Origin of the sequence: Burkholderia sp. RF2-non_BP3, assembly GCF_001522185.1 — a bacterium.
In the GTDB taxonomy this organism is placed as follows: domain Bacteria; phylum Pseudomonadota; class Gammaproteobacteria; order Burkholderiales; family Burkholderiaceae; genus Burkholderia; species Burkholderia diffusa.
The window spans coordinates 153618-176880 of record NZ_LOSU01000054.1 but is presented as its reverse complement, the minus strand read 5'-3'; the positions used below and the strand labels follow the sequence as shown (position 1 = coordinate 176880).

The 23263-nt window shown below is 67.8% G+C and carries 22 protein-coding genes and 1 pseudogene; 10 read left to right on the top strand and 13 right to left on the bottom strand.

All coding sequences use genetic code 11. From position 1 onward, the window contains the following. Window positions 1–9: 9 nt before the first annotated feature. The 3 genes from WS45_RS26045 to WS45_RS26035 all read left to right on the top strand — a co-directional run bounded on the left by WS45_RS26045 (window position 10) and on the right by WS45_RS26035 (window position 2710). A complete protein-coding gene (locus WS45_RS26045) occupies window positions 10–393 on the top strand; it encodes a hypothetical protein (protein ID WP_156437278.1) in 384 nt (127 codons plus the stop codon). Window positions 394–455: 62 nt separating this feature from the next. Continuing rightward, on the top strand, window positions 456–1625 hold the full coding sequence (hpnI, locus tag WS45_RS26040) for a bacteriohopanetetrol glucosamine biosynthesis glycosyltransferase HpnI (protein ID WP_059702410.1): 1170 nt from the start codon (window positions 456–458) through the stop codon (window positions 1623–1625). Further along, on the top strand, window positions 1622–2710 hold the full coding sequence (locus tag WS45_RS26035; RefSeq protein ID WP_059702408.1) for a lysylphosphatidylglycerol synthase domain-containing protein: 1089 nt from the start codon (window positions 1622–1624) through the stop codon (window positions 2708–2710). The genes hpnI and WS45_RS26035 overlap by 4 nt, the downstream gene beginning before the upstream one ends. Window positions 2711–2788: 78 nt before the next feature. On the opposite strand, the gene denD is transcribed toward WS45_RS26035, so the two are convergent. The 8 genes from denD to WS45_RS25995 all read right to left on the bottom strand — a co-directional run bounded on the left by denD (window position 2789) and on the right by WS45_RS25995 (window position 11000). Beyond that, window positions 2789–3760 (bottom strand): D-erythronate dehydrogenase, encoded by a 972-nt coding sequence (gene denD / locus WS45_RS26030; RefSeq protein ID WP_059702406.1) that lies wholly within the window; start codon window positions 3758–3760, stop codon window positions 2789–2791. A 28-nt stretch (window positions 3761–3788) separates the two neighbouring features. After that, complete coding sequence (otnI, locus tag WS45_RS26025) at window positions 3789–4565, bottom strand: 2-oxo-tetronate isomerase (RefSeq protein ID WP_059688986.1); 777 nt, start codon at window positions 4563–4565, stop codon at window positions 3789–3791. Between the two features lie 60 nt (window positions 4566–4625). Continuing rightward, complete coding sequence (locus tag WS45_RS26020) at window positions 4626–5951, bottom strand: MFS transporter (RefSeq protein ID WP_059689008.1); 1326 nt, start codon at window positions 5949–5951, stop codon at window positions 4626–4628. Between the two features lie 139 nt (window positions 5952–6090). Next, window positions 6091–6729 carry a 3-oxo-tetronate 4-phosphate decarboxylase gene (gene otnC, locus WS45_RS26015; RefSeq protein ID WP_059534343.1) on the bottom strand — a complete coding sequence of 213 codons (639 nt, stop codon included), beginning with the start codon at window positions 6727–6729 and terminating at the stop codon, window positions 6091–6093. Beyond that, on the bottom strand, window positions 6729–8015 hold the full coding sequence (otnK, locus tag WS45_RS26010) for a 3-oxo-tetronate kinase (RefSeq protein ID WP_059702404.1): 1287 nt from the start codon (window positions 8013–8015) through the stop codon (window positions 6729–6731). Before otnK ends, otnC begins: the two co-directional genes overlap by 1 nt. Window positions 8016–8034: 19 nt before the next feature. Next, entirely contained in the window at window positions 8035–8925 is an 891-nt protein-coding gene (gene ltnD / locus WS45_RS26005) for an L-threonate dehydrogenase (RefSeq protein WP_059466901.1), read from the bottom strand. Between the two features lie 83 nt (window positions 8926–9008). Then, a complete protein-coding gene (locus WS45_RS26000) occupies window positions 9009–9713 on the bottom strand; it encodes a FadR/GntR family transcriptional regulator (protein WP_059534092.1) in 705 nt (234 codons plus the stop codon). A 213-nt stretch (window positions 9714–9926) separates the two neighbouring features. Beyond that, window positions 9927–11000: a GlxA family transcriptional regulator gene (locus tag WS45_RS25995; RefSeq protein WP_059534345.1), complete on the bottom strand. Its 1074-nt coding sequence runs from the start codon at window positions 10998–11000 to the stop codon at window positions 9927–9929. Between the two features lie 259 nt (window positions 11001–11259). On the opposite strand from WS45_RS25995, the gene WS45_RS25990 reads away from it, so the two are divergent. The 7 genes and pseudogenes from WS45_RS25990 to WS45_RS36265 all read left to right on the top strand — a co-directional run. Then, entirely contained in the window at window positions 11260–12645 is a 1386-nt protein-coding gene (locus tag WS45_RS25990; RefSeq protein ID WP_059534094.1) for an L-serine ammonia-lyase, read from the top strand. Between the two features lie 15 nt (window positions 12646–12660). Continuing rightward, window positions 12661–13905, top strand: a complete 1245-nt coding sequence (locus WS45_RS25985) for a sarcosine oxidase subunit beta family protein (protein WP_006480591.1) — start codon at window positions 12661–12663, stop codon at window positions 13903–13905. A 28-nt stretch (window positions 13906–13933) separates the two neighbouring features. Then, complete coding sequence (locus tag WS45_RS25980) at window positions 13934–14233, top strand: sarcosine oxidase subunit delta (protein ID WP_059534095.1); 300 nt, start codon at window positions 13934–13936, stop codon at window positions 14231–14233. Next, window positions 14230–17241, top strand: coding sequence for a sarcosine oxidase subunit alpha family protein (locus tag WS45_RS25975; protein ID WP_059702402.1), 3012 nt, complete (start codon window positions 14230–14232; stop codon window positions 17239–17241). Before WS45_RS25980 ends, WS45_RS25975 begins: the two co-directional genes overlap by 4 nt. Continuing rightward, window positions 17231–17860 (top strand): sarcosine oxidase subunit gamma, encoded by a 630-nt coding sequence (locus WS45_RS25970; RefSeq protein WP_059702400.1) that lies wholly within the window; start codon window positions 17231–17233, stop codon window positions 17858–17860. Before WS45_RS25975 ends, WS45_RS25970 begins: the two co-directional genes overlap by 11 nt. Continuing rightward, window positions 17857–18297 (top strand): dihydroneopterin aldolase, encoded by a 441-nt coding sequence (locus tag WS45_RS25965; protein WP_059452158.1) that lies wholly within the window; start codon window positions 17857–17859, stop codon window positions 18295–18297. Before WS45_RS25970 ends, WS45_RS25965 begins: the two co-directional genes overlap by 4 nt. 54 nt (window positions 18298–18351) lie before the next feature. Then, window positions 18352–18450, top strand: a pseudogene (locus WS45_RS36265) (LysR family transcriptional regulator); the annotation flags it as partial. A gap of 67 nt (window positions 18451–18517) precedes the next feature. On the opposite strand, the gene WS45_RS25960 reads toward WS45_RS36265, so the two are convergent. The 5 genes from WS45_RS25960 to osmF all read right to left on the bottom strand — a co-directional run bounded on the left by WS45_RS25960 (window position 18518) and on the right by osmF (window position 23197). Next, window positions 18518–19177, bottom strand: a complete 660-nt coding sequence (locus tag WS45_RS25960; protein WP_059702398.1) for a lytic transglycosylase domain-containing protein — start codon at window positions 19175–19177, stop codon at window positions 18518–18520. A 219-nt stretch (window positions 19178–19396) separates the two neighbouring features. Further along, on the bottom strand, window positions 19397–20164 hold the full coding sequence (locus WS45_RS25955; RefSeq protein WP_059702396.1) for an ABC transporter permease: 768 nt from the start codon (window positions 20162–20164) through the stop codon (window positions 19397–19399). Next, window positions 20161–21102 (bottom strand): ABC transporter ATP-binding protein, encoded by a 942-nt coding sequence (locus tag WS45_RS25950; RefSeq protein WP_059702394.1) that lies wholly within the window; start codon window positions 21100–21102, stop codon window positions 20161–20163. The genes WS45_RS25955 and WS45_RS25950 overlap by 4 nt, the downstream gene beginning before the upstream one ends. Next, entirely contained in the window at window positions 21099–22277 is a 1179-nt protein-coding gene (locus WS45_RS25945; protein WP_059702392.1) for an ABC transporter permease, read from the bottom strand. Before WS45_RS25945 ends, WS45_RS25950 begins: the two co-directional genes overlap by 4 nt. After that, on the bottom strand, window positions 22274–23197 hold the full coding sequence (osmF, locus tag WS45_RS25940; RefSeq protein ID WP_059702391.1) for a glycine betaine ABC transporter substrate-binding protein OsmF: 924 nt from the start codon (window positions 23195–23197) through the stop codon (window positions 22274–22276). Before osmF ends, WS45_RS25945 begins: the two co-directional genes overlap by 4 nt. Between the last annotated feature and the right edge of the window lie 66 nt (window positions 23198–23263).

Below are 23263 nucleotides of genomic sequence, written 5' to 3'. Positions count from 1 at the left end.
GCAGGATCGATGCGGATCGTCCGCACGGGAGGTTCTTTCCTGATGGCACCCTCGACGATCGAGCGATGGCGCGCCTACCTGTTGATCGCCGCGCTCGCCGGCATGTTCGTTCAGTGTTTCGTGCTGGTTTCGTTGTTTGCGCTGCGCGTACCCGAAGCGTTTTTCACGACGATGACATTCCGCATCTGGGCCGTCGTCGCGGTCGCGACCGCGATCCTGTCGGCCCGTAAGGTTGCCGACGCGGCGTTCAGGGCCGCTGATGTCTGCGGCTATGTGCGCGTGTCCGGAATCGATCGCCGCACGGTAGCCGTGTCATCTGATTGCGCGTACCGTCGGCTGGTCGTCCTGCATATCCGGCTCAACGGGAATCGATACGGCGGCGTGTACGGGTGAGCGCGCGTTCGCGCGTGCCGGCCCCGGGCGTCGCCGTCATTGGGCCACCACTGGGGAGAAGCATGGTCTTGCTGCATGTGCTGTACGCGCTGGCCGGCGCGATGTCGATCGCCTGCGGGCTGGGCGTGTTGCTCGGCATTGCCTACACTGTCACGGCCAGCGTGCTGGTCGGCCGGTTCTTTTCGCGCGCGCGGGCGGTGCCGCGCGACTATCCGGGCGTCACCGTCGCGAAACCGCTGCACGGCGACGAATGGAACCTCGTACAGCATCTTGAAAGCTTCTTCGTCCAGGATTATCCGGGGCCGGTACAACATCTGTTCGGCGTGCACGATGCGGGCGACGCGGCGCTCGCGGCCGTCGAGACGCTGCGCGCGCGCCATCCGGACGCGAACATCAAGGTCGTCGCCGATGCGCGGTTATACGGGCCGAATCGCAAGATCGCGAATCTCGTCAACATGCTCGAACATGCGGAACACTCGGTGCTGTGTCTCGCCGACAGCGATGTGCTGGTCGAGCGCGATTATCTGCGTGCCGTCGTCGGCGCGCTACAGCAGCCGGAAGTCGGCATCGTGACGAGCGTGTATCGCGGCGTCGCGTCGCCGGGCTTCTGGCCCGGTGTCGCCGTCGCGATGACGAACTACCATTTCCTGCCGGGCGTCATTACCGGGCTTTTCATCGGGCGTGCCCGTCCGTGCTTTGGCCAGACGATTGCGATCACGCGCGCGACGCTCGAACGCATCGGCGGGCTCACGCGTTTCGCGCACCATCTGGCCGAGGATCACGCGCTCGGCGAAGCGGTGCGGCAGGTCGGCGCGCAGGTCGTCGTTCCGCCGTTCGTCGTCGGACATGCCTGTGTCGAAGAGACCTTCGCCAGGTTGTATGCGCACGAATTGCGCTGGAGCTGCACGATCCGCGCGGCGGACCGGCTCGGTCACGCCGGGTCGGTGCTGATGCATCCGCTGCCGCTTGCATTGCTGGCCGTGCTGTTTTCCGGCGGCATGCTCGCCGCCTGGTGGCTGGTGGTCGCGGCACTCGTCGCGCGGGCGCTGCTGATGTTCCGGACGAGTCGCGCCACCGGCGCGGGTCTGCGCGGCGCGCTCTGGCTGCCGTTCGTCGATTTGCTGCAGTTCGCGGTGTTCGTGTCGAGCTTCTTCTCGTCGCACGTCGTCTGGCGCGGCACGCGCTTTCGCGTCGACCGCGAGGGCTTGTTGTCGCCGGCGGGGAAATCATGATGCACGACGCGCATTCCGATGTCGAAGGCGCGGCCCGGCCGTCCGCGCGTCGCGACGCACGGTTGCGGCATGCGGGGCGCGCGGCGGCGCTGGCCGGGCTGGTGCTCGCGGTGTGGCTGATCTGGCGCGAGCATCCGCTGGAGATCCTGCATCGGTTGCGGATTGCCGGCGCCGGGTTGCTGGTCGCCGCGCTGGCCCACATCCTGCCGATGCTCGCGAATGCGTGGGACTGGCGGATGCTGATCCGTGGCCCGCGCCGGCCGTCGTTCGCGACGATGCTCAAGCTCGTGTGGATCCGCGAATCGATCAACGGGCTGTTGCCGGTCGCGCGGATCGGCGGCGAGATCGTGTCGTTCAGCCTGCTGCGGCAGGCGGGCGTGCGCCCGGCGACTGCCGTGGCGAGCCTCGTCGCGGACATGCAGCTGACGCTGATCAGCCAGCTCGTGTTCGCGCTGGTCGCGATCGGCTACGTGCTCGAACACGTGTCGTCCGATGCCGCGCAGGTGGCCGCGCGCCTCGCCATCGGCATGGCGGCGCTCGTGCCGGTGCTGCTGCTGTTCGCGCTGGTTCAGCACGCGCGGCCGTTCGAGCGCGCGATGCGCGTGGTCAACCGCGTCACGAGCGGCAAGGTGGTGGCGCTGGTCGGCGAATCGGCACGCACCGATCAGTCGATCCGGATGATCTGGAGAAAGACGGGTGTCGTCGTTCGCTATCTGGCGATCTGGCAGACGCTGCAATTTGTCGGCTATTCGCTGGAAATCTGGCTCGCGCTGCATTTCCTCGGCGCCGATCCGACGTTCGCGCAGGCGCTCGCGATCGAAGCGCTGATCCAGCTCCTGAGCAGCATCGCGTTCCTGATGCCGGGCGGGCTGGGCGTGCAGGAGGGCGGGTTCGTGCTGATCGGCGGGCTGCTCGGGTTCGACGCGCCGACCTGTCTGGCACTCGCCGGCGCGCGGCGCGTGCGCGACTTGCTGTTCTATCTGCCGGGCTTGCTCGCATGGCAGCATGCGGCCGGCGCGGCGCGCTCGCCGTACGAGGCGAAGCGCGCATCGATGCGCGTCGGGGAGTCCGCCGGGCCGCGTTGATGCGGCCCGACGTTGCCGGCCACCCGGCGGGCAGCGGTTCGCCGACGCGGCCGCATGCCTCGCCGGCCGGCGCGGCGATCAACCTCGTTCGTCGGCGATGTAGCTGCGGATCACGTCTGCGAACGACGTGTCGCCCTTCAGGCCGAGCGCTTCGGCGCGCGTCGTGTCCCAGCGGCCCGGCCAGCTGCCGACGATCTTCTCGACGCGTTCGTCCGGCGCATGGCGGATCAGCTTCACGACGTCGTCGCCCGCGACTTCGCGCAGCGCCGCGATCATTTCGTCCACCGACACCGACAGGCCGGGCAGGTTGATCACGCGCTTGTTGCCGAGCTTCTCGCTGTCGATCTCGCAACCCGCGACGAGCGCGTCGATCGCGCCGCGCGGCGACAGCAGCCACAGCCGCGTCGAACCGGGCACCGGGCACACGCTTTCCTCGCCGTTCAGCGGTTCGCGGATGATGCCGCTCGCGAACGACGACGCCGCCGCGTTCGGGCGACCCGGCCGCACGCTGATGGTCGGCAGCCGCAGCACGCGTCCGTCGACGAAGCCGCGCCGTGCGTAGTCGCACAGAAGCAGTTCGGCAATCGCCTTCTCCGCGCCGTACGACGATTGCGGATTCAGCGCGGTGTCGTCCTGCACGACGTCGGGCAACACGCCGCCGTAGACGGCCACCGAGCTCGTGAACACGACGCGCGGACGATGGCCGCGCGCGCGGCACACTTCGAGCAGCGTGCGCGACGCGTCGAGATTGATCCGCATGCCGAGATCGAAATCGGCTTCGGCCTGCCCGCTGACGATCGCCGCGAGATGGAAGATCGCGCCCGTCTGCGCGTCGATCGCGCTTTCGAGCACCGTGCGATCGGCGATGTCGCCGACGATCGACGTCACGCGCGCGTCGCCGAAATCGCTGCCCTTCACGACGTCGAGCAGCACCAGCTCGTCGATCTTGCCGGTCCGGCCGTCGGGGCCGGTCAGTTCGCCGCGCTCGAGCAGCTTGCGCGCGAGACGCTGGCCGAGAAAGCCGGCGCCGCCGGTGATCAGTACTTTCATGTTGTGAGCCCTCTTCGGAATGCGTGGATTACAGATAAGGCTTGAGCCAGCCGAGCCCTTCGGACGTGCCGGCCTTCGGGCGATACTCGCAGCCGATCCAGCCGTCGTAGCCGAGCGCGTCGATCAGCTCGAACAGATACGGGTAGTTGAGTTCGCCGATGTCCGGCTCGTGACGCTCGGGCACGCCGGCGATCTGGATGTGGCCGATGCCCGCGAAATCGCGCTTGAGCTTCATCGCGAGGTCGCCTTCGACGATCTGGCAGTGATAGCAGTCGAACTGCACCTTCAGGTTCGGCGCGCCGACTTCCGCGCGGATGTCGTGCGCATCGTCCTGGCGGCTCAGGAAATAGCCGGGCATGTCACGCTGGTTGATCGGCTCGATCAGGATCGTGATGCCATGTGAGGCCGCCGCCTGCGCCGCATGCCGCAGGTTCGCCACGTAGGTATCGCGATGGCGCGCGCGGTCGGCGCCCGGCGCGACCATCCCGGCCATCACGTGCAGCTTCTTGTTGCCGAGCACGCGCGCATAGTCGAGCGCCTGGTCGATGCCGCGCCGGAACTCGTCCTCGCGGCCCGGCAGCGACGCGATCCCGCGCTCGCCGGCGGCCCAGTCGCCCGGCGGCGCGTTGAACAGCGCCTGCTCGAGGTTGTGCGCGTCGAGGCGCGCGCGAATGTCCTCGGCGGCGAAGTCGTACGGGAACAGGTACTCGACGGCCTTGAAGCCGTCGTACGAGGCAGCGGCGAAGCGTTCGAGGAACGCGTGCTCGGTGTACATCATCGAGAGGTTGGCGGCGAAGCGGGGCATGGCAGCGGGTCCTGTGAATGAATGGGGCAGGGCGCACGGCGCCCCGCGTCGAATGACGGATCAGCGGTTCACGAGTTTCGCGGGCGTGAGCCACACGGCGATCGCGCCGATCACGAGCATGGCGGCCAGCACGTACATGCCGGACGCCGTGCTGTGCGTGACGTCCTTCAGGTAGCCGATCACGTACGGGCTCGCGAACCCGGCGAGGTTGCCGACCGAGTTGATGATCGCGATCCCGGCGGCCGCGGCGGAGCCGGCGAGGAACGCGGTCGGCAGCGACCAGAACAGCGGTGCGCAGGTCAGCACGCCGCCCGCCGCGAGCGACAGGAACACGATCGACACCGCCGTATTGTGCGAGTACGACGCGGCGACCGCAAACCCGACCGCGCCCATCAGCGCCGGCACGATCAGGTGCCAGCGGCGTTCGCGGCGCTTGTCCGCGCTGTGGCCGAACAGGTTCATCACGACGATCGCGACGACGAACGGAATCGCCGACAGCAGGCCGATCTGCAACGTATCGGTGATGCCGGTCGACTTGACGAGCGTCGGCATCCAGAACGTAAGACCGTACTGACCGGTGACGAACGCGAAGTAGATCAGCGACATCCACCACATGCGCGGATCGGAGAACACGGCCTTCAGCGAATGGCCGTGCTGTTGCTGTTCCTGCGGCTGCGCGGCGATTTCATCCTCGAGGATCTGCTTCTCGCGCTCGTCGAGCCACTTCGCGCTGCGAATGCTGTTGTCGAGATACAGGATCGTCGCGATGCCCACGAGCACGGCCGGCACGGCCTCGATCATGAACATCCATTGCCAGCCGTGAAAGCCCGAGCCGCCGTGGAAGCGCTCCATGATCCAGCCCGACAGCGGGTTGCCGAAGATGCCCGACACCGGAATCGCCGACATGAACACCGCGATGATCTTCGCGCGGCGATGCGACGGGAACCAGTACGTGAGGTACAGGATCACGCCCGGATAGAAGCCGGCTTCCGCGAGACCGAGCAGGAAGCGCAGCACGTAGAACTGCGTCGGCGTCTTCACGAACGCGAACAGCGCGGACAGCAGGCCCCACGTGATCATGATCCGAGCGATCCAGATACGCGCGCCGATGCGGTGCATCAGCATGTTGCTCGGCAGTTCGAACAGGAAGTAGCCGAGGAAGAAGATGCCGGCGCCGAGGCCGAACACGGTTTCGCTGAACGCGAGGTCCTGCGACATCTGCAGCTTCGCGAAGCCGACGTTGACGCGATCAAGATACGCGACCACGTAGCAGAGCATCAGGAACGGCACGATGCGCCAGAACACTTTTTTGTAGGTGCGGTCGAGTTCGGCCGATTGGGCGGGCGCGGCGGGCGAGCGGCCTGCGGCCGCGTCGAGAGCAGTCATCGTCGTCTCCTGGGATGTCATGTGCCGGCGGCGCGCACGCCGCCGGATTGTGTCGTGTGTGCTGATGGAAGGGCCCGCGCACACGGCGGGCATGGGAATCGATACGTAGTCCTGCGTGCTCCAGGCGCGATGTGTTGCGTTACCAGCGTGCGCCGAAGGTCTGGCGCAGCTCGTCGAGCGCGGCGTCGGACAGCGGCTCGGGCTTCGGGTTCGTCATCAGCCAAAGCCGCGCGGTTTCCTCGAGTTCCTCGAGCGCGTACGACGCGTGCGACACCGACTGCCCCCACATCACCGGGCCGAGGCGGTCGAGCAGCACGCCGCGAACCTGATCGGCGAGTGCCGCGACTTCGGCCGCGACGGCCGGGTCGCCGGGGCGGCGATAGCGGATCAGCGGAATGTGGCCGACCTTCATCACGTAGTACGGCGTGATCGGCGGCAGCACGTCGGTGTCGCGCCATACGCCCGCGAGCGTCAGCGCGACGAGGTGCGTCGAATGCGTATGGACGATGCCGTTCGCCTGCGCGTTGCGCGCGTAGATTCCGCGATGCAGCGCGAGCGTCTTCGACGGCTTGCCGCCCGAGCGCGGCTGGCCGTCCAGGCCGACCTTCGCGATGTCGTTCGGGTCGAGGCGGCCGAGGCAGGCATCGGTCGGCGTGATCAGCCAGCCGTCGTCCAGACGCGCGCTGATGTTGCCTGCACTGCCGACTGCGTGGCCGCGCGCATACAGGCTCGCGCCGACGACGCAGATCTCTTCGCGCAGTTTCGCTTCGTGGCTCATCATGCGGCTCCGTCGAGCGCGCGCAGCGCCTTGTCGAAAAAGTCCACCGTGCCGAAGTTGCCGGATTTCAGCGCGAGGCCGAGCGGCTGTGCGTCGATGGTGGCCGTCGCCGGCACGCCCGGATCGATCTGCGAACCGATCTGCAGCGACTTCACGTCGAGCGCCTGCACGACCGCGCCGGACGTCTCGCCACCGGCGACGACGAACTTGCGCACGCCGAGCTCGCGCAAGCCCCTGGCGATCGCCGCGAGCGTGCTCTCGACGAGATGGCCGGCCGCCTCGACGCCGAGCGCCTGCTGGACGGCCTTCACTTCGTCGGGTGTCGCGGTCGCGTAGATCAGCACGGGTTGCGGCAGGTGCGAGCGTGCGAACGCGAGTGCGGCGTCGACGACGGGCTCGCCGCGCGAGGCCGCGAGCGGATCGATCCGGAAGCTCGGCCGGCTTTCGCGCCACGCGGCGACCTGGGCGTTGGTTGCCTTCGACGCGCTGCCGGCGAGCACCGCCGACAACCCGTCGATGCGCGGCAGCGAGGCCGCGTTGTCGCGCTCGGGCAGCTGATCCGCGCGACGGAAATTCGCGGGCAGGCCGAGGGCGACGCCCGAGCCGCCGGTGACGAGCGGCAGGCCCGCGCACGCTTCGCCGAGCACGTAGAGGTCGCGATCCGACAGCGCGTCGGCGATCGCGAAGCGCGCGCCTTCCGCGCGCAGCTGCTCGATCCGCGTGCGCACGGCGGCCGCGCCCAGCGCGATCGTGTCGTAGCGGATCAGGCCGACCTGCGACTTCGTTTGCCGCTGCAGCACGCGCACGAGGTTCGCGTCCTTCATCGGCGTGAGCGGGTGGTTCTCCATGCCCGATTCGTTCAGCAGCACGTCGCCGACGAACAGGTGGCCGCGGAAGATCGTGCGGCCGTTTTCCGGGAACGCCGGGCACGCGATCGCGAAGCCGCCGCCGGCCGCGTCGAGCAGCGCATCGGCGACGGGCCCGATGTTGCCCGCGTCGGTCGAGTCGAACGTCGAGCAGTACTTGAAGAAGAATTGCCGGCAGCCCTGCGCGCGCAGCCATTCGTGGGCGGCGAGCGATTGCGCGACGGCGTCGGCGGCGGGAATCGTGCGCGACTTCAGCGCGACGACGATCGCGTCGGCGTCGATTGCGGCGTCGCCGGCGGGCACGCCGATCGTCTGCACGGTACGCATGCCGCTCTTGACGAGCATGTTCGCGAGATCGGTCGCGCCGGTGAAATCGTCGGCGATGCAGCCGAGCAGGGGACGGGAAGCGGAAGCGGTCATGGCAGGAACGTCGTTCGAATCAGCGGGCGGGCGGCAGCGTGATGCCGGGGAAAGTCTTGATCACGGCGGAATCGTCTTCGCCGCCGTGGCCGGCGCTCGATGCGCTCATGAACATCTGGTGCGCGGTGGCCGACAGCGGCAGCGGGAACTTGCTGCGCCGCGCGGTATCGAGCACGAGGCCGAGATCCTTCACGAAGATGTCGACGGCCGACAGCGGCGTGTAGTCGCCGTTCAGGATGTGCGGCACGCGGTTCTCGAACATCCACGAGTTGCCGGCGCTGTGCGTGATCACGTCGTAGAGCGCGTCGGCATCGACGCCTTCGCGCAGGCCCAGGGCCATCGCCTCGGCGGCCGCCGCGATATGCACGCCGGCGAGCAGCTGGTTGATGATCTTCACCTTCGAGCCGATGCCGTGCGCGTCGCCGAGGCGGTACACCTTGCCGGCGATCGCGTCGAGCACGTCGTCGCAGCCGGCATACGCGGCGGCGGGGCCGGACGTCATCATCGTCATCTCGCCGGAGGCCGCGCGCGCGGCGCCGCCGGATACTGGCGCGTCGAGCATCTGCAGGCCCGCGGCCTCGATGCGCGCGCCGAGCGCGACCGCGAAGTCGGGCGCGACGGTCGCGCTCGCGATCACGACGCCGCCCGGCTTCATCGCCGCGACCGCGCCGTGCTCGCCGAACAGCACCGTTTCGGTCTGCGCGGCATTGACGACGAGCGTGACGACGACATCGCATCGCGCGCCGAGTTCGGCCGGGCTCGCGCAGGCCACGCCGCCTTCGGCCGCGAACGCCTGCAGCACGGTGTCGCGCACGTCGCATGCGTGCACGCGGAACCCCGCGCGCAGCAGCGAGCGGGCGACGCCGAGGCCCATCGCGCCCAGGCCGATGACTCCAACATTTCGTGACATGGTCAACCTTGATCGATTCGGGAAAGGTTCGGGACAACGACGGCACCGGTTCGGCCCGGGCCGCCGCATTCAGCAATCGTTCATCAGCAGATGCCGGCTTCCGCGAGACGGCGGGCGGCGTTGTACATGTGCGTGCGCGCCGCGTTGCGCGCCGCCATCGGGTCGCGCGCGCGGATCGCGTCGGCGATCGCCGCGTGTTCCTCGCGCACCTGCCGCGAGAAATCCTCGCGCGTCGCTTCGTTGCGCCGCGTGACCTTCACGCCGGCCTCGAGGTACTGGTTCAGAAACTGCAGCGTCTTCAGGAAATACGGGTTGCCGGTGACGGCCGCGATCGTGCGGTGGAACGCGACGTCTTCCGCGACGCCGTCGCGCCCTTCGGCCGCCGCGTCGTCGATCTTGCGCAATGCGTCGTCGATGTCGGCCATGTCGTCGGCCGTGTGGTGCAGCGCGGCTTCGGCCGCGACTTCAGCCTCGATCGCGCGGCGCACCGCGAGCAGATGCGGCAGCGAGCTCGCCTCGACGGCTTCCGCGTAGTCGATCCGCAGCGGCCGGATCGCGCCGTGCTGGTTCACGTATACGCCGCTGCCCTGGCGCGGCTCGACCACGCCTTCGTTCTTCAGCCGCGAGATCGCCTCGCGGATCACGGTGCGGCTCACGCCGAATTCCTGCGCGAGCACGGCTTCCGTCGGCAGCTTGCCGGTGGCCGAGAAACTGCCGACTTCGATCTGCTTCAGCAGCTGCTGCGCGACGTGGTCGCTCATCGCACGGGCGGGAATCTTCTCGAACATGACGCTCTGGTTTGTAAGGTGATGTGGTCATCATACAAATTTGAAGGTGCGTCAGCATCCGGGATAACCCTCGGTCAACGGCCTGCAACGTCGGTCAAGTTGATTGGAACCGGTTCCAAGTGGCGGGAAAATGCCGCGATCGTGCGACGTCCAAGGCGCGGGCAGGAGAAGGAAAGGGCGGGAAAGGGCGCGCGCGGGCGGCGCGCGCGATCGTCAGTCGGCGATGTCTTCGACGGGATCGGAATCGGCGGTCACCGGCACGCCGGCTTCTGCGCCGTCCCCGCCGCGCTCGCGATAGGTCGCCGGCGGCACGCCGAACTGCTTGCGGAACTCGCGGCCGAGGTGCGACGCGTCGGCGAACCCGCAACTCGACGCGATATCGGCGACGGTGCGGTCGGAGCTGGTCAGCAGCCACGCGGCCGTGCGCAGCCGCACCTGCTTCGCGAACGCCTGCGGGCTCTTGCCCGTCTCGGCCTTGAACAGCCGCTCGAGCTGGCGCGTCGACATGTCGAGCTTGCACGCGAGTTCCTCGAGCGGCAGCGCGCGGCCGACATGCTGTTCCATCAGGAGAATCGCGCGCTTGACCTTCGGGTGCGTGGCCGGCTCGAGGCCCGGCGGATGCGGCTGCGGCGCATTGCCCTTCTGCATCTCGCCCACGAGCAGGATGCGCAGCGCCTTCTGCACGGTCGCATGATCGAAATGGCGCAGCAGGATCGCGGCGGCGACGTCGATCGATGCGCGGCCGCCCGAGCAGGTGATCCGGCGTCGGTCGATCACGAACAGGCGATCGGCGATCAGCATGTCGGGATCGGCGTTCGGGAAGCGCTCGATGAAATCCCAGTAGTGGAACCAGCTCACGCACGTGCGGTAGCCGTCGAGCACGTTCGCGCGCATCAGCGTGAACACGCCCGTGCAGATCCCGACGACCGTCGCGCCGCCCGTGGCCGCACGGCGGATGAAGTCGAGCGTTTCGGGGCCGGCTTGCGGCCCCGAATGCAGCAGCCCGCCGACCACGACCACGTAGTCGAACGGTTCGGCGCTCTCGAAGGTTTCCCACGGCGTGATCTGGATCCCGCAACTCGCGCGCACCGGCGCCAGCGTTTCGCCGATCACGCTCCACGCGCAGCGCACCGGCTTGCTGTAGTCGCCGTCGTCGGCCGACAGCCGCAGCATGTCGACGAAACCCGAAAAGGCCGTGAGCGTGAAGTTCGGCAGCAGCACGATGCCGAAACGGATGCGCTGCGGCGCGGGTTCGGCGAGGGGGGAAGCGGGTACGTCGGGTGTCATCGCGGTCAATCTCGTCACGCCCGGAAGGCGGGTCTCACTCGTTGCAGTCTGTTCGCGGGCACGGTTGCCGGCTGGCGCGCGCGCCGGCCGACTTGTGGTTTTTCGTCGTCAATCATCGTCAAAACGCACTTTCCGGCCGTCCTGCGCGGGGCTTGGCGGCGGTATCCCACGCCGATGCCGTTTTTGTTCTATCGGCCAATTTTACGCTTTGATGTACTGATGCCAACGACATTTCACGTACGCCCACAGAGGAAGTCAGATGAACGTCAGCGCGTTCGACCTGTTCAAGATCGGTATCGGCCCGTCCAGCTCGCATACGGTCGGCCCGATGATCGCCGCGTGCCGTTTCGCGTCGCACATCGAGGACGCGAACCTGCTCGGCTTCGTGCGCCGCGTGCGGGTCGAACTATACGGCTCGCTCGGTGCAACGGGCAAGGGCCACGGCACCGACAAGGCGGTGCTGCTCGGCCTCGAGGGCCATTTGCCCGACACGATCGATCCGGACCTGATCGAGCCCCGGCTCGCGGCGATCCGCGCGGAGAAGTCGCTGGCGCTGCTCGGCAAGCAGACGATTCGCTTCGACGAGAAGGAGAACATCGGCTTCTATCGCAAGCTGATGAGCGGCACGAGCATCGTGCATCCGAACGGGATGCGCTTCCAGGCGTTCGACGAGCACGGCCAGCTGCTCGTCGAGAAGGAGTATTACTCGATCGGCGGCGGCTTCGTCGTGAACCGCGACGGCGATCGCGTAAACGGCGTGCGTGCTGCGGCCGACGTGCCGTATCCGTTCCGCACCGGCGACGACCTGATGCGCCAGTGCCGCGAACACGGGCTGTCGATCGCCGAGCTGATGCTGCGCAACGAATGCACGCTGCGTCCGGAAGACGAGGTGCGCGGCGGGCTGCTCGCGATCTGGCGCACGATGGCCGCGTGCGTCGAGCGCGGCTGCAAGGTCGAGGGCGAACTGCCGGGCCCGATGCGCGTGAAGCGTCGCGCGGCCGAACTGAACGGGCGCCTGCGGGCGCGTTCGGAGGAGTCGCTGCGCGATCCGCTGTCGATGCTCGACTGGGTCAACCTGTATGCAATGGCCGTCAACGAGGAGAACGCGGCGGGCGGCCGGGTCGTCACCGCGCCCACGAACGGCGCGGCCGGCGTGATCCCCGCGGTGCTGCACTACTACGTGAAGTTCGTGCCGGGCTCGAACGAAGCCGGCATCGTCGAATTCCTGCTGACGGCCGCGGCGATCGGGATCATCTACAAGGAAACGGCGTCGATCTCGGGCGCGGAAGTCGGCTGCCAGGGCGAAGTGGGCGTCGCGTGCTCGATGGCCGCAGCCGCGCTCGCCGCGGTGATGGGCGGCACGCCCGACCAGGTCGAGAACGCGGCCGAGATCGGGATGGAGCACAACCTCGGCATGACCTGCGATCCGGTTGGCGGGCTCGTGCAGATTCCGTGCATCGAACGCAACGCGATGGGCGCGATCAAGGCGCTGAACGCATCGCGGATGGCGCTCAAGGGTAACGGCCAGCACTACGTATCGCTCGATTCGGTGATCAAGACGATGCGCGAGACGGGTGCCGACATGAAGACGAAATACAAGGAAACGTCGCGCGGCGGTCTTGCCGTGAACGTCATCGAATGCTAACGAAGGATCACTAACATGAGCCGCTACTCGATATTCAGCCTGTTCCGCAACGGCCTCTCGTATCACGAGAACTGGGAAAAGCAGTGGAAGAGCCCGGAACCGAAGAAGGAATACGACGTCGTGATCGTCGGCGGCGGCGGCCACGGCCTCGCGACCGCGTATTACCTCGCGAAGGAACACGGCATCACGAACGTCGCGATCCTCGAGAAGGGCTGGATCGGCGGCGGCAACACCGCGCGCAACACGACGATCGTGCGTTCGAACTACCTGTGGGACGAATCGGCCGCGCTGTACGAGAAGGCGATGAAGCTGTGGGAAGGGCTGTCGCAGGACCTCAACTACAACGTGATGTTCAGCCAGCGCGGCGTGATGAACCTCGCGCATACGCTGCAGGACGTGCGTGACACCGAGCGTCGCGTGAACGCGAACCGCCTGAACGGCGTCGACGCCGAATTCCTGACGCCCGCGCAGATCAAGGAAATCGAGCCGACGATCAACCTGAACAGCCGCTATCCGGTGCTCGGCGCATCGATCCAGCGCCGTGCGGGCGTCGCGCGTCACGACGCGGTGGCCTGGGGCTTCGCCCGCGGCGCCGACCGCGCCGGCGTCGACATCATCCAGAACTGCCAGGTGACGGGCATTCGTCGCGAAGGCGGCGCGGTGGTCGGCGTCGATACGGTGAAGGGCTTCATCAAGGCGAAGAAGGTCGCGGTGGTCGCAGCCGGCAACACGACGACGCTCGCCGACATGGCCGGCGTGCGCCTGCCGATCGAGAGCCACCCGCTGCAGGCGCTGGTGTCGGAGCCGATCAAGCCGGTGGTCAACTCGGTGATCATGTCGAACGCGGTGCACGCGTACATCAGCCAGTCCGACAAGGGCGACCTCGTGATCGGCGCGGGTATCGACCAGTACACGGGCTTCGGCCAGCGCGGCAGCTTCCACATCATCGAAAGCACGCTGCAGGCGATCGTCGAGATGTTCCCGGTGTTCTCGCGCGTGCGAATGAACCGCCAGTGGGGCGGCATCGTCGACGTGTCGCCGGACGCGTGCCCGATCATCACCAAGACCGACGTGAAGGGCCTCTACTTCAACTGCGGCTGGGGCACCGGCGGCTTCAAGGCGACGCCGGGCTCGGGCTGGGTGTTCGCGCACACGATCGCCCGCGACGAACCGCATCCGCTGAACGCGCCGTTCGCGCTCGACCGCTTCTACACGGGCCACCTGATCGACGAGCACGGCGCCGCCGCCGTCGCGCACTGACCCCCGCACTGAACGAGGAGAAAGAAACATGTTGCTGATCGAATGTCCGTGGTGCGGGCCGCGCGCCGAATCCGAGTTCACGTGCGGCGGTGAAGCCGACATCGTGCGCCCGGTTGCGAACGAGAACATGACCGACCGCGAATGGGGCGAATACGTGTTCATGCGCGAGAACAAGCGCGGTATCCACCGCGAGCAGTGGCTGCACACGCAGGGCTGCCGCCGCTGGTTCAAGGTCACGCGCGACACGGTGACCTACGATATCAAGGGCTACGAAAAGTTCGGCGGTGCAGCCGCCGGCAACGCACACGAAGAGGGCACGAGCAAATGAGCCAGAAAGACCGCCTCGGCACCGGTGGCCGCATCAATCGCGCGATTCCGCTGACGTTCACGTTCAACGGCCGCACGTATCAGGGCTTCCAGGGCGACACGCTCGCATCCGCGCTGCTCGCGAACGGCGTGCACTTCGTCGCGCGCAGCTTCAAGTACCACCGTCCGCGCGGGATCGTGACGGCGGACGTCGCGGAACCGAATGCCGTCGTGCAGCTCGAGACCGGCCCGTACACGGTGCCGAACGCGCGCGCGACCGAGATCGAGCTGTACCAGGGCCTTGTCGCGACGAGCGTGAACGCGGCGCCGTCGCTCGAGAACGACAAGTACGCGATCAACCAGAAGTTCTCGCGCTTCATGCCGGCCGGGTTCTACTACAAGACCTTCATGTGGCCGCGCAACATGTGGCCGAAGTACGAGGAGAAGATCCGCGAGGCCGCCGGCCTCGGCAAGGCGCCCGAGGTGCTCGACGCCGATCGCTACGACAAATGCTACGCGCACTGCGACGTGCTCGTGGTCGGCGGTGGCCCGTCGGGCCTCGCCGCCGCGCATGCGGCCGCGACGGCCGGCGCACGCGTGATCCTCGTCGACGACCAGCGCGAACTCGGCGGCAGCCTGCTGTCGTGCCGCGCGGAAATCGACGCGAAGCCGGCATTGCAGTGGGTCGAGAAGATCGAGGCCGAACTGCGCAAGCTGCCCGACGTGACGATCCTGTCGCGCAGCACCGCGTTCGGTTATCAGGACCACAACCTCGTGACGGTCACGCAGCGCCTGACCGATCACCAGCCGGTGTCGATGCGCAAGGGCACGCGCGAGCTGCTGTGGAAGGTCCGCGCGAAGCGCGTGATCCTCGCGACCGGCGCGCACGAGCGTCCGATCGTGTTCGGCAACAACGACCTGCCGGGCGTGATGCTCGCCGGCGCGGTGTCCACCTACGTGCATCGCTACGGTGTGCTGCCGGGCCGCAACGTGGTCGTGTTCACGAACAACGATCGTGCATACCAGACCGCGCTCGACCTGAAGGCGTGCGGTGCCAAGGTGACGGTCGTCGATTCGCGTGCGTCGTCGAGCGGCGCGCTGCCCGCGGCCGCGAAGCGGCAGGGCGTGACGGTGATGAGCGGTGCGGTCGTGACGGCTGCTTCGGGTAAGTGGCGCGTATCGTCGGTCGACGTCGCGTCCTACACGAACGGCCAGACCGGCGGCAAGCTGCAGTCGCTACCGTGCGACCTCGTCGCGATGTCGGGCGGCTTCAGCCCGGTGCTGCACCTGTTCGCGCAGTCGGGCGGCAAGGCGTGCTGGAACGACGAGAAGGCCTGCTTCCTGCCGGGCAAGCCCGTGCAAGCGGAAGCGAGCATCGGCGCGGCCGCTGGCGAGTTCGGTCTCGCCCGTGCGCTGCGGCTCGCGGTCGACGCGGGCGCCGAAGCGGCGAAGGCAGCGGGCTTCACGGCCGCGCAGCGCCCCGTCGCGCCGCAGGTCGCGGAAACCGTCGAAGGCGCGCTGCAGCCGTTGTGGCTCGTCGGCAGCCGCGAGGCCGCCGCACGCGGGCCGAAGCAGTTCGTCGACTTCCAGAACGACGTGGCGGCCGCCGACATCCTGCTGGCCGCGCGCGAAGGCTTCGAGTCGGTCGAGCACGTGAAGCGCTACACCGCGATGGGCTTCGGCACCGACCAGGGCAAGCTCGGCAACATCAACGGGATGGCGATCCTCGCGCAGGCGCTCGGCAAGACGATTCCGGAAACGGGCACGACGACGTTCCGCCCGAACTACACGCCCGTGTCGTTCGGTACGTTCGCGGGCCGCGAGACGGGCGACTTCCTCGACCCGATCCGCAAGACGGCCGTGCATGAATGGCACGTCGAGCACGGCGCGATGTTCGAAGACGTCGGCAACTGGAAGCGGCCGTGGTATTTCCCGAAGAACGGCGAGGATCTGCATGCGGCCGTGAAGCGCGAATGCCTGGCGGTGCGCAACGGCGTCGGCATCCTCGACGCGTCGACGCTCGGCAAGATCGACATCCAGGGTCCGGACGCGGTGAAGCTGCTGAACTGGATGTACACGAACCCGTGGAACAAGCTCGAGATCGGCAAGTGCCGCTACGGGCTGATGCTCGACGAAAACGGGATGGTGTTCGACGACGGCGTGACGGTGCGCCTCGCCGACCAGCATTTCATGATGACGACGACCACCGGCGGCGCGGCGCGCGTGCTCACGTGGCTCGAGCGCTGGCTGCAGACCGAATGGCCCGACATGAAGGTGCGGCTCGCGTCCGTCACCGATCACTGGGCGACGTTCGCGGTGGTCGGACCGAAGAGCCGCAAGGTCGTGCAGAAGGTGTGCCAGGACATCGACTTCGGCAACGACGCGTTCCCGTTCATGAGCTACCGGAACGGCACCGTCGCGGGCGCGAAGGCGCGCGTGATGCGGATCAGCTTCTCCGGCGAGCTCGCCTATGAAGTGAACGTGCCGGCCAATGCGGGCCGCGCGGTGTGGGAAGCGCTGATGGCGGCCGGTGCCGAATTCGACATCACGCCGTACGGCACCGAGACGATGCACGTGCTGCGCGCGGAGAAGGGCTACATCATCGTCGGCCAGGATACCGACGGCTCGATCACGCCGTACGACCTCGGGATGGGCGGGCTCGTCGCGAAGTCGAAGGACTTCCTCGGCAAGCGTTCGCTGTCGCGCTCCGATACGCAGAAGGAAGGCCGCAAGCAGTTCGTCGGCCTGCTGACCGAGGACGAACAGTTCGTGCTGCCGGAAGGCGCGCAGATCATCGCGAAGGACACGCAGGTGTCGGCGGTCGATCCGACGCCGATGATCGGCCACGTGACGTCGAGTTATTACAGCCCGATCCTGAAGCGCTCGATCGCGCTGGCGGTGGTGAAGGGCGGCCTGAACAAGATGGGCGAGAGCGTCGTGATTCCGCTGGCCAACGGCAAGCGCGTCACCGCGAAGATCTCGAGCCCGGTTTTCTACGATACCGAAGGGGTGCGCCAGCATGTGGAATGAAACCAGAAACCAGTCGCAAGTGACGGGCGCGGGCGTGACGCTTGAATCGCCGTTCGTCGGCGCGGCCGATGTGCTGAAGCCGCACCAGGCGCGCGCGTCGAAGAAGTTCATGCTGCGCGAGCGGGCGTTCCTCGATCTCGTGAACGTGCGCGGCGAACTGAGCGACCCGGCATTCGTCAGCGCGTTCGAGCGCGTGGTCGGCTGCCGGCCGCCGTCGGCGCCGAACACGGTGGCGCGCGGCGCCGAGTACGACGTGCTGTGGCTCGGTCCCGACGAGTGGCTCGTGCGTTCGAACGGGCCCGTGCAGGCGGGCGTGCTCGAGGCGCAACTCGCGGAGGCCGTGCAGGGTTCGTATGCGGCGGCCGTCGACGTCGGCAGCGGCTACACGGTGGTCGAGGTCAGCGGCGAACGCGTGCGCGACGTGATCGCGCGCGGCTGCCCGCTCGATCTGCATCCGCGTGTGCTCAAGCCGGGTCAGTGCGCGCAGTCGCACTACTTCAAGTCGCCGATCACGCTGATCCCGACCGGCGACGATACGTTCGAGATCGTCCTGCGTCGCAGTTTCGCCGACTATTTCGTGCGCATCATGCTCGACGCCGCGGCGCCGCTCGTATCATGAAGCCGTTCGACGAACCGTTCGTGGCGATCGACGCGCCGCGCCTGCGCGGGCGTGGCTGGAGCGTGTTCGTCGACGAACTGAAGGTGCCCGCGCGGATCGGCATCCACGCGCACGAGCACGAGGCGCCGCAGCCGATCGTGATCGATGCGCGGCTCGGGTATCGCTGCGAGCCGAGCGAGCAGGGCGAGTGGATCGACTACGACGGATACTGCGCACGCGTCGCGTCGTTCCTGTCGCACAAGCCGCATACGCGGCTGCTCGAAACGCTCGTCGCCGATCTCGCGGTGATGTCGTTCCGCGAATGGCCCGCGCTGGAGTCGCTGACGCTGTCGATGTACAAGCCGAAGATCCGGCCGGGGACGAAGCGCGTTGGCGTGTCGCTCGACTGGACGCGTGGGGATTACCTGCGGTGGACGGGAGCGGCGGGGCAGCTGTGACGGGCTGAGCAGTCCGTATCGTTTCAAGGCGGCGCGTCATGACGAAGTCACGACGCGCCGTTTCCCGTCCATGCGATGACCGAAACGCGTTTGCTGCCCGCGAAGACGCAGCATTTCATCGAGTTTCTGCGTGCGCATTTCGCGCGCGAGTGATGGACGGTCGGTGTGTAATGTCGCGCGTCGTGCCGCTTCAGGATCGCACGTGCGGTGCGCAGTGCGCTTACTTCGCGTTGCGGCTCGCCGCGGTCGACGGATCGCTGACCGGCACCATGCGCGCGTTCGTATCGTTCGCGCGCTTCGCGCCGTCTTCGGGTTCGAGCACGAAGCGGAACGTGTCGACCCGCTGCATCACCTTCGCCGCATACGCATTCGATCCGCCGTAGCTTTTCAGCCCGGCCTGCACGTTGCCGCCGGCCGCCCGCACATAGCCCGACAGGATCTTCGAGCCGGCTTCGACGTTCGCATTCGGTTCGGTCAGATCTTTCACGTTGCGCAGCATGCCGCGGTGCGCGGAAGGCACCACCTGCATCAGCCCGGTCGCGCCATGCTGGCCGCGCGCCTTTTCCTGAAAGCGCGATTCGATCGAGATGATGGCGTAAACGAGTGCCGGAGGCAGCGAATATTTCGTCGCGGTCATGCTCACGATATCGGCGAGCTTCGCGGCGCGCTCTTTCGCGACACCGAATTTCTTCGTCAGGTAGGACGTGATGCGGCGGTTTGCTTCGTTGGGCTGATCGTTCGCGAGTGGGGCCGAGGCGTCGGCCGGCGCGGATGCGGCCGCTTCGGGCGCGGAGGCAGGCAATGCAGGCGCCTGCTGCGCCGAGGCCTGGTGCGCGATGCCGAGCGAAAGCACGATCAGCCAGAGAAACCGTCGTCGCATGGTGGAGTGCGGGGAAATGAGAGGCGCATAGTATATCGGCCAATCGTCGGACGTGTGCGAGCGCGGGCTCGAATGAAAGCGTGATGTAGGCTTTTGTCGGCGCGTGCTCCGGACAGGTTCGATCGTTGCGCCAACACGTATCGGAGTCCGGATGAAGCGCGGCCGGATTTTCTCTCGCGTCCCTCATTTCATGCACGGGGTAGCGATCGCGGATGCGTGCTACGCCCGCCGCGCGCTCGCCACCCGTGCAAGCGCGCCGATCGCATCGCTGACCAGCACCGCGAGCAGCCCGACGATCACGCCGCCCTGCAGCACGAACGCCGTGTTCGACGTCTGCAGGCCCGCGATGATCACGTCGCCGAGCCCGCGCGCGGCGACCGTCGACCCGATCGTCGCGGTGCCGAGATTGATCACGACCGCGAGCCGGATTCCGTTCACGATCACCGGAAACGCGAGCGGCAGCTCGACCGACACCAGTTGTTGCCAACCGCTCATCCCCATCCCGCGCGCGGCGTCGACGACATCGCGCGGCACGTCTTCGAGCCCTGCGATCGTGCTCTCGAAAATCGGCAGGAGCCCATACAGAACGAGCGCGATCAGCACGGGTTTCAACCCGAAGCCGACGGCCGGCACCGCAAGCGCGAGCACCGCGACGGGCGGAAAGGTCTGGCCGATGTCGACGACGCTGCGCGCAACCGGCAGGAAATCCGCGCCGGACGGCCGCGTCACCGCGATGCCGGCCGCGACCGCGACCACCGTGCCGATCAGGCTCGACAGCGCGACGGTGCCGAGATGCGCGAGCGTGAGGTCGAGCAGGCTCGCGCGATCGTAGATGACTGGCGCGCCGTTGTCCGCGAACGGCGCGAACACGCCCTGCAGCCACGCGGGGCGCAACAGCAGCACGAGCAGCAGCGCGAACGCGGCCGCGCGCGCGATATGCGCGGGCAGCCGCTGCGGCAGGGGCGAACGCGCGAGCCGCGTCGTCATGCGGGTTTTCTCGCGTGTGTGCGGATCGCGTCGAACGTGATGCGGCGCGGCGTATCGCGCCCATTGCCGTCATCGACCGGCAATGCGTCCGCTCCGCGCCACAGCAGCTCGGACACGGCGTCGCGCAGCGTGCGCGTCGCGGCGATCGGTTCGCCGTCGGCGTGACCGGGCTCGGCGACCGCGTCGATCGGCGTCAGCGCGAGCAGGCGCAGCGGCCGATCGACGCCGGCGACGAGCTGCTCGACGACACCCGCGGCCGGCTTGCCGAGAATCTCGGCCGGCGACGCGACCTGCAGCAGCCGTCCGCCGTCCATCACCGCGATCGTGTCGCCGAGTTTCAGCGCTTCCTCGATATCGTGCGTGACGATCACGACCGTGATGCCGAGGCGGCGCTGCAGCGCGTACAGATCGTCCTGCGCCTTGTTGCGGATGATCGGATCGAGCGCGCCGAACGGCTCGTCCATCAGCAGCATCGCGGGCTCGGCCGCGAGCGCACGTGCGACGCCGACGCGCTGCTGCTGGCCGCCCGACAGTTCGTGCGGCAGCTTGTCCGCGAATTCGGCCGGTGCCAGATGAAACAGGTCGAGCAGTTCGCGCACGCGCGCGTCGATGCGCTCGGCCGGCCAGCCGAGCAGGCGCGGCACGGTCGCGATGTTGCGCGCGACGCTCCAGTGCGGAAACAGGCCGTGCCCCTGGATCACGTAGCCGATGCGCCGCCGCAACTGCTCGGGCGGTACGCTCGCGGTGTCGACGCCGTCGATGCGGATCGTGCCGGCGGTCGGCGCGATCAGACGGTTGATCATCCGCAGCAGCGTCGACTTACCGCTGCCCGATGCACCGACGAGCGCGGTGATCGTGCCTTGCTTCATCGTCATCGATACGTCGTCGACGGCGACGACGTCGCCGAAGCGTTTGCCGATGCGTTCGATCTCGATCATGCGGTACGTCCCTTCGCGAGCGTGGTCGCGGCTTCGAACACGACGGCGGCCGCCAGCGCGAGCGCGATCGTCGGGATCGCGCCGAGCAGCACGAGATCGGCGGCCGATTGCCCGATCCCCTGGAAGATGAAGGTGCCGAAGCCGCCGCCGCCGATCAGCGCGGCGACCGCGGTCAGCCCGATGTTCTGCACGAGCACGATGCGCACGCCGCTCAGGATCACCGGCAATGCGAGCACGAGGTCGACGCGCAGCAGCCGCTGCGCGCGCGTCATGCCCATCGCGCGAGCCGCTTCGGTCACATGCGGCGGCACCTGCTCGAGCCCGACCACGACGCTCGACGCGATCGGCAGCAGCGAGTACAGAAACAGCGCGAGCACGGCCGGCGCGACGCCGATCCCGCGGACGCCGAGCGCGGCCGCGAGCGGCACGTGCGCGGCGAGCAGGCCGAGCGGCACCATCATCAGCCCGTACATCGCGATGCTCGGAATCGTCTGCACGATATTGAGCACCGGCATCACGACGGTGCGCACCGGCGCGACCCGCGCGCACGCGATGCCGAGCGGCAGGCCCGCGACGAGCGCGGCCGCGACCGATCCGCCCGCGAGCGACACGTGCCGGATTGCCTCGCGCCAGAAGTCGTCGCTGCGCACAGCGTATTCGCGCATCACGGACAGGCCGTCCCACCAGCCGCTCGCGAGCGGCAGCGATATCGCTGCGATCGCGACGACGAGTGCGACGAGGCGGCGCCAGGGGCCGAATGCGAGCCGCGCGAGTGCGTCGGCCACCAGCACGGCCCACGCGAACAGCAGCAGCCAGACGCCCGCCGCGGGCGACACGCGTGCGAGCACGTCGTCGGGTGCGACGACGTGCGTCGCCGCGGCGCCGACCGCGTAGGCCAGCGTCGCGAGCCACGTGCAGCCGGCCGCGAGCCGCCATGCAGGACGGCTCGCCGTCATCGCCCACAACGCGCCGACGACCCACAACGCGGCGAGCGCGGCCCCCTGCACGGCGGGCAGCGCGGCGAACGCCGACAGCCCCGTGCCGGCCGCGATGCGGTTCGGCCGAAGCACCATGAACGGCATGCCGAATACCGCCACGATCGTCAGGACACCGATCAGGATGCCGACCTTGTCGAGCGTGACGCGCCGCGCGGACGGCACCGCGCGACCCGTCACTTGACGAAGCCTTTCGACTTCAGGTAGCTCTTTGCCACGCCGGCGGCCGGTTCGCCGTTGATTTGAATGCGCGCGTTCAGCGCCTGCAGCGTCTTCAGGTCGAGGCTTGCGAACACCGGCTTCAGGTATTCGGCGATTTGTGGATGCGCTTTGAGCACGACTTCGCGAATCACCGGTGTCGGCGCGTAGACGGGCTGCACGTGCTTGTCGTCGTCGAGCACGACGAGGCCGCTCGATGCGATCCCGCCGTCCGTGCCATACACCATCGCCGCGTTCACGCCGTCGGTCTGGTTTGCGGCGGCCTTGATCGTCGCGGCCGTGTCGCCGCCCGACAGCACGACGAGCTGATCCGGTTTCAGCTTGAAGCCGTACGCCTTCTCGAACGACGGCAGCGCGGACGCGCTGTTCACGAATTCGGCCGACGCCGCGAGCTTCAGCTTGCCGCCGCCCGCGATCCACTTGCCGAAATCGGAGAAAGTCTTCAGGTGTTGCGCTTGCGCGACCGGGGCGAGCACGGCGACGCCCCACGTGTTGTTCGCGGGCGCCGGTTCGAGCCAGACGAGATGGTTCGCCGCATAGTCGAGCTTCTTCGCGGTGTCGTAGCCCTGGCTCGCGTTCTTCCACAGGGGATCGTCGGCCTTGTTGAAGAAGAATGCCGCGTTGCCCGTGTATTCGGGGTAGATATCGATCTCGCCGCTCGTGAGCGCCTTGCGCACGATCGGGGTCGTGCCGAGCGCGATCTTTTCGGTGACGGGGATGCCGTGGGCCTTCAGCACCTGTGCGATGACGTTGCCGAGCAGGTTGCCTTCGGTGTCGATTTTCGACGACACCACGACGGGCGTGTCGGCGTGCGCGCCGGGTGCCACGACAGCGGCGGCGAACGCGAGGCCCAGGATTCGGGCGGGCAGGGCGAGCTTCATCGGGGCCAATCTCCAGAACGGGGACGTTACGCCGAAAGTTACTTGACTGAGTCGGCTTTGGCAAAC

What these genes read in the sequence shown, in the direction of transcription:
- WS45_RS26045 (WP_156437278.1), top strand. Translation starts at nt 10, where the DNA reads ATGCGGATCGTCCGCACGGGAGGTTCTTTCCTGATGGCACCCTCGACG.
- hpnI (WP_059702410.1), top strand. Translation starts at nt 456, where the DNA reads ATGGTCTTGCTGCATGTGCTGTACGCGCTGGCCGGCGCGATGTCGATC.
- WS45_RS26035 (WP_059702408.1), top strand. Translation starts at nt 1,622, where the DNA reads ATGATGCACGACGCGCATTCCGATGTCGAAGGCGCGGCCCGGCCGTCC.
- denD (WP_059702406.1), bottom strand. Translation starts at nt 3,760, where the DNA reads ATGAAAGTACTGATCACCGGCGGCGCCGGCTTTCTCGGCCAGCGTCTC.
- otnI (WP_059688986.1), bottom strand. Translation starts at nt 4,565, where the DNA reads ATGCCCCGCTTCGCCGCCAACCTCTCGATGATGTACACCGAGCACGCG.
- WS45_RS26020 (WP_059689008.1), bottom strand. Translation starts at nt 5,951, where the DNA reads ATGACTGCTCTCGACGCGGCCGCAGGCCGCTCGCCCGCCGCGCCCGCC.
- otnC (WP_059534343.1), bottom strand. Translation starts at nt 6,729, where the DNA reads ATGAGCCACGAAGCGAAACTGCGCGAAGAGATCTGCGTCGTCGGCGCG.
- otnK (WP_059702404.1), bottom strand. Translation starts at nt 8,015, where the DNA reads ATGACCGCTTCCGCTTCCCGTCCCCTGCTCGGCTGCATCGCCGACGAT.
- ltnD (WP_059466901.1), bottom strand. Translation starts at nt 8,925, where the DNA reads ATGTCACGAAATGTTGGAGTCATCGGCCTGGGCGCGATGGGCCTCGGC.
- WS45_RS26000 (WP_059534092.1), bottom strand. Translation starts at nt 9,713, where the DNA reads ATGTTCGAGAAGATTCCCGCCCGTGCGATGAGCGACCACGTCGCGCAG.
- WS45_RS25995 (WP_059534345.1), bottom strand. Translation starts at nt 11,000, where the DNA reads ATGACACCCGACGTACCCGCTTCCCCCCTCGCCGAACCCGCGCCGCAG.
- WS45_RS25990 (WP_059534094.1), top strand. Translation starts at nt 11,260, where the DNA reads ATGAACGTCAGCGCGTTCGACCTGTTCAAGATCGGTATCGGCCCGTCC.
- WS45_RS25985 (WP_006480591.1), top strand. Translation starts at nt 12,661, where the DNA reads ATGAGCCGCTACTCGATATTCAGCCTGTTCCGCAACGGCCTCTCGTAT.
- WS45_RS25980 (WP_059534095.1), top strand. Translation starts at nt 13,934, where the DNA reads ATGTTGCTGATCGAATGTCCGTGGTGCGGGCCGCGCGCCGAATCCGAG.
- WS45_RS25975 (WP_059702402.1), top strand. Translation starts at nt 14,230, where the DNA reads ATGAGCCAGAAAGACCGCCTCGGCACCGGTGGCCGCATCAATCGCGCG.
- WS45_RS25970 (WP_059702400.1), top strand. Translation starts at nt 17,231, where the DNA reads ATGTGGAATGAAACCAGAAACCAGTCGCAAGTGACGGGCGCGGGCGTG.
- WS45_RS25965 (WP_059452158.1), top strand. Translation starts at nt 17,857, where the DNA reads ATGAAGCCGTTCGACGAACCGTTCGTGGCGATCGACGCGCCGCGCCTG.
- WS45_RS25960 (WP_059702398.1), bottom strand. Translation starts at nt 19,177, where the DNA reads ATGCGACGACGGTTTCTCTGGCTGATCGTGCTTTCGCTCGGCATCGCG.
- WS45_RS25955 (WP_059702396.1), bottom strand. Translation starts at nt 20,164, where the DNA reads ATGACGACGCGGCTCGCGCGTTCGCCCCTGCCGCAGCGGCTGCCCGCG.
- WS45_RS25950 (WP_059702394.1), bottom strand. Translation starts at nt 21,102, where the DNA reads ATGATCGAGATCGAACGCATCGGCAAACGCTTCGGCGACGTCGTCGCC.
- osmF (WP_059702391.1), bottom strand. Translation starts at nt 23,197, where the DNA reads ATGAAGCTCGCCCTGCCCGCCCGAATCCTGGGCCTCGCGTTCGCCGCC.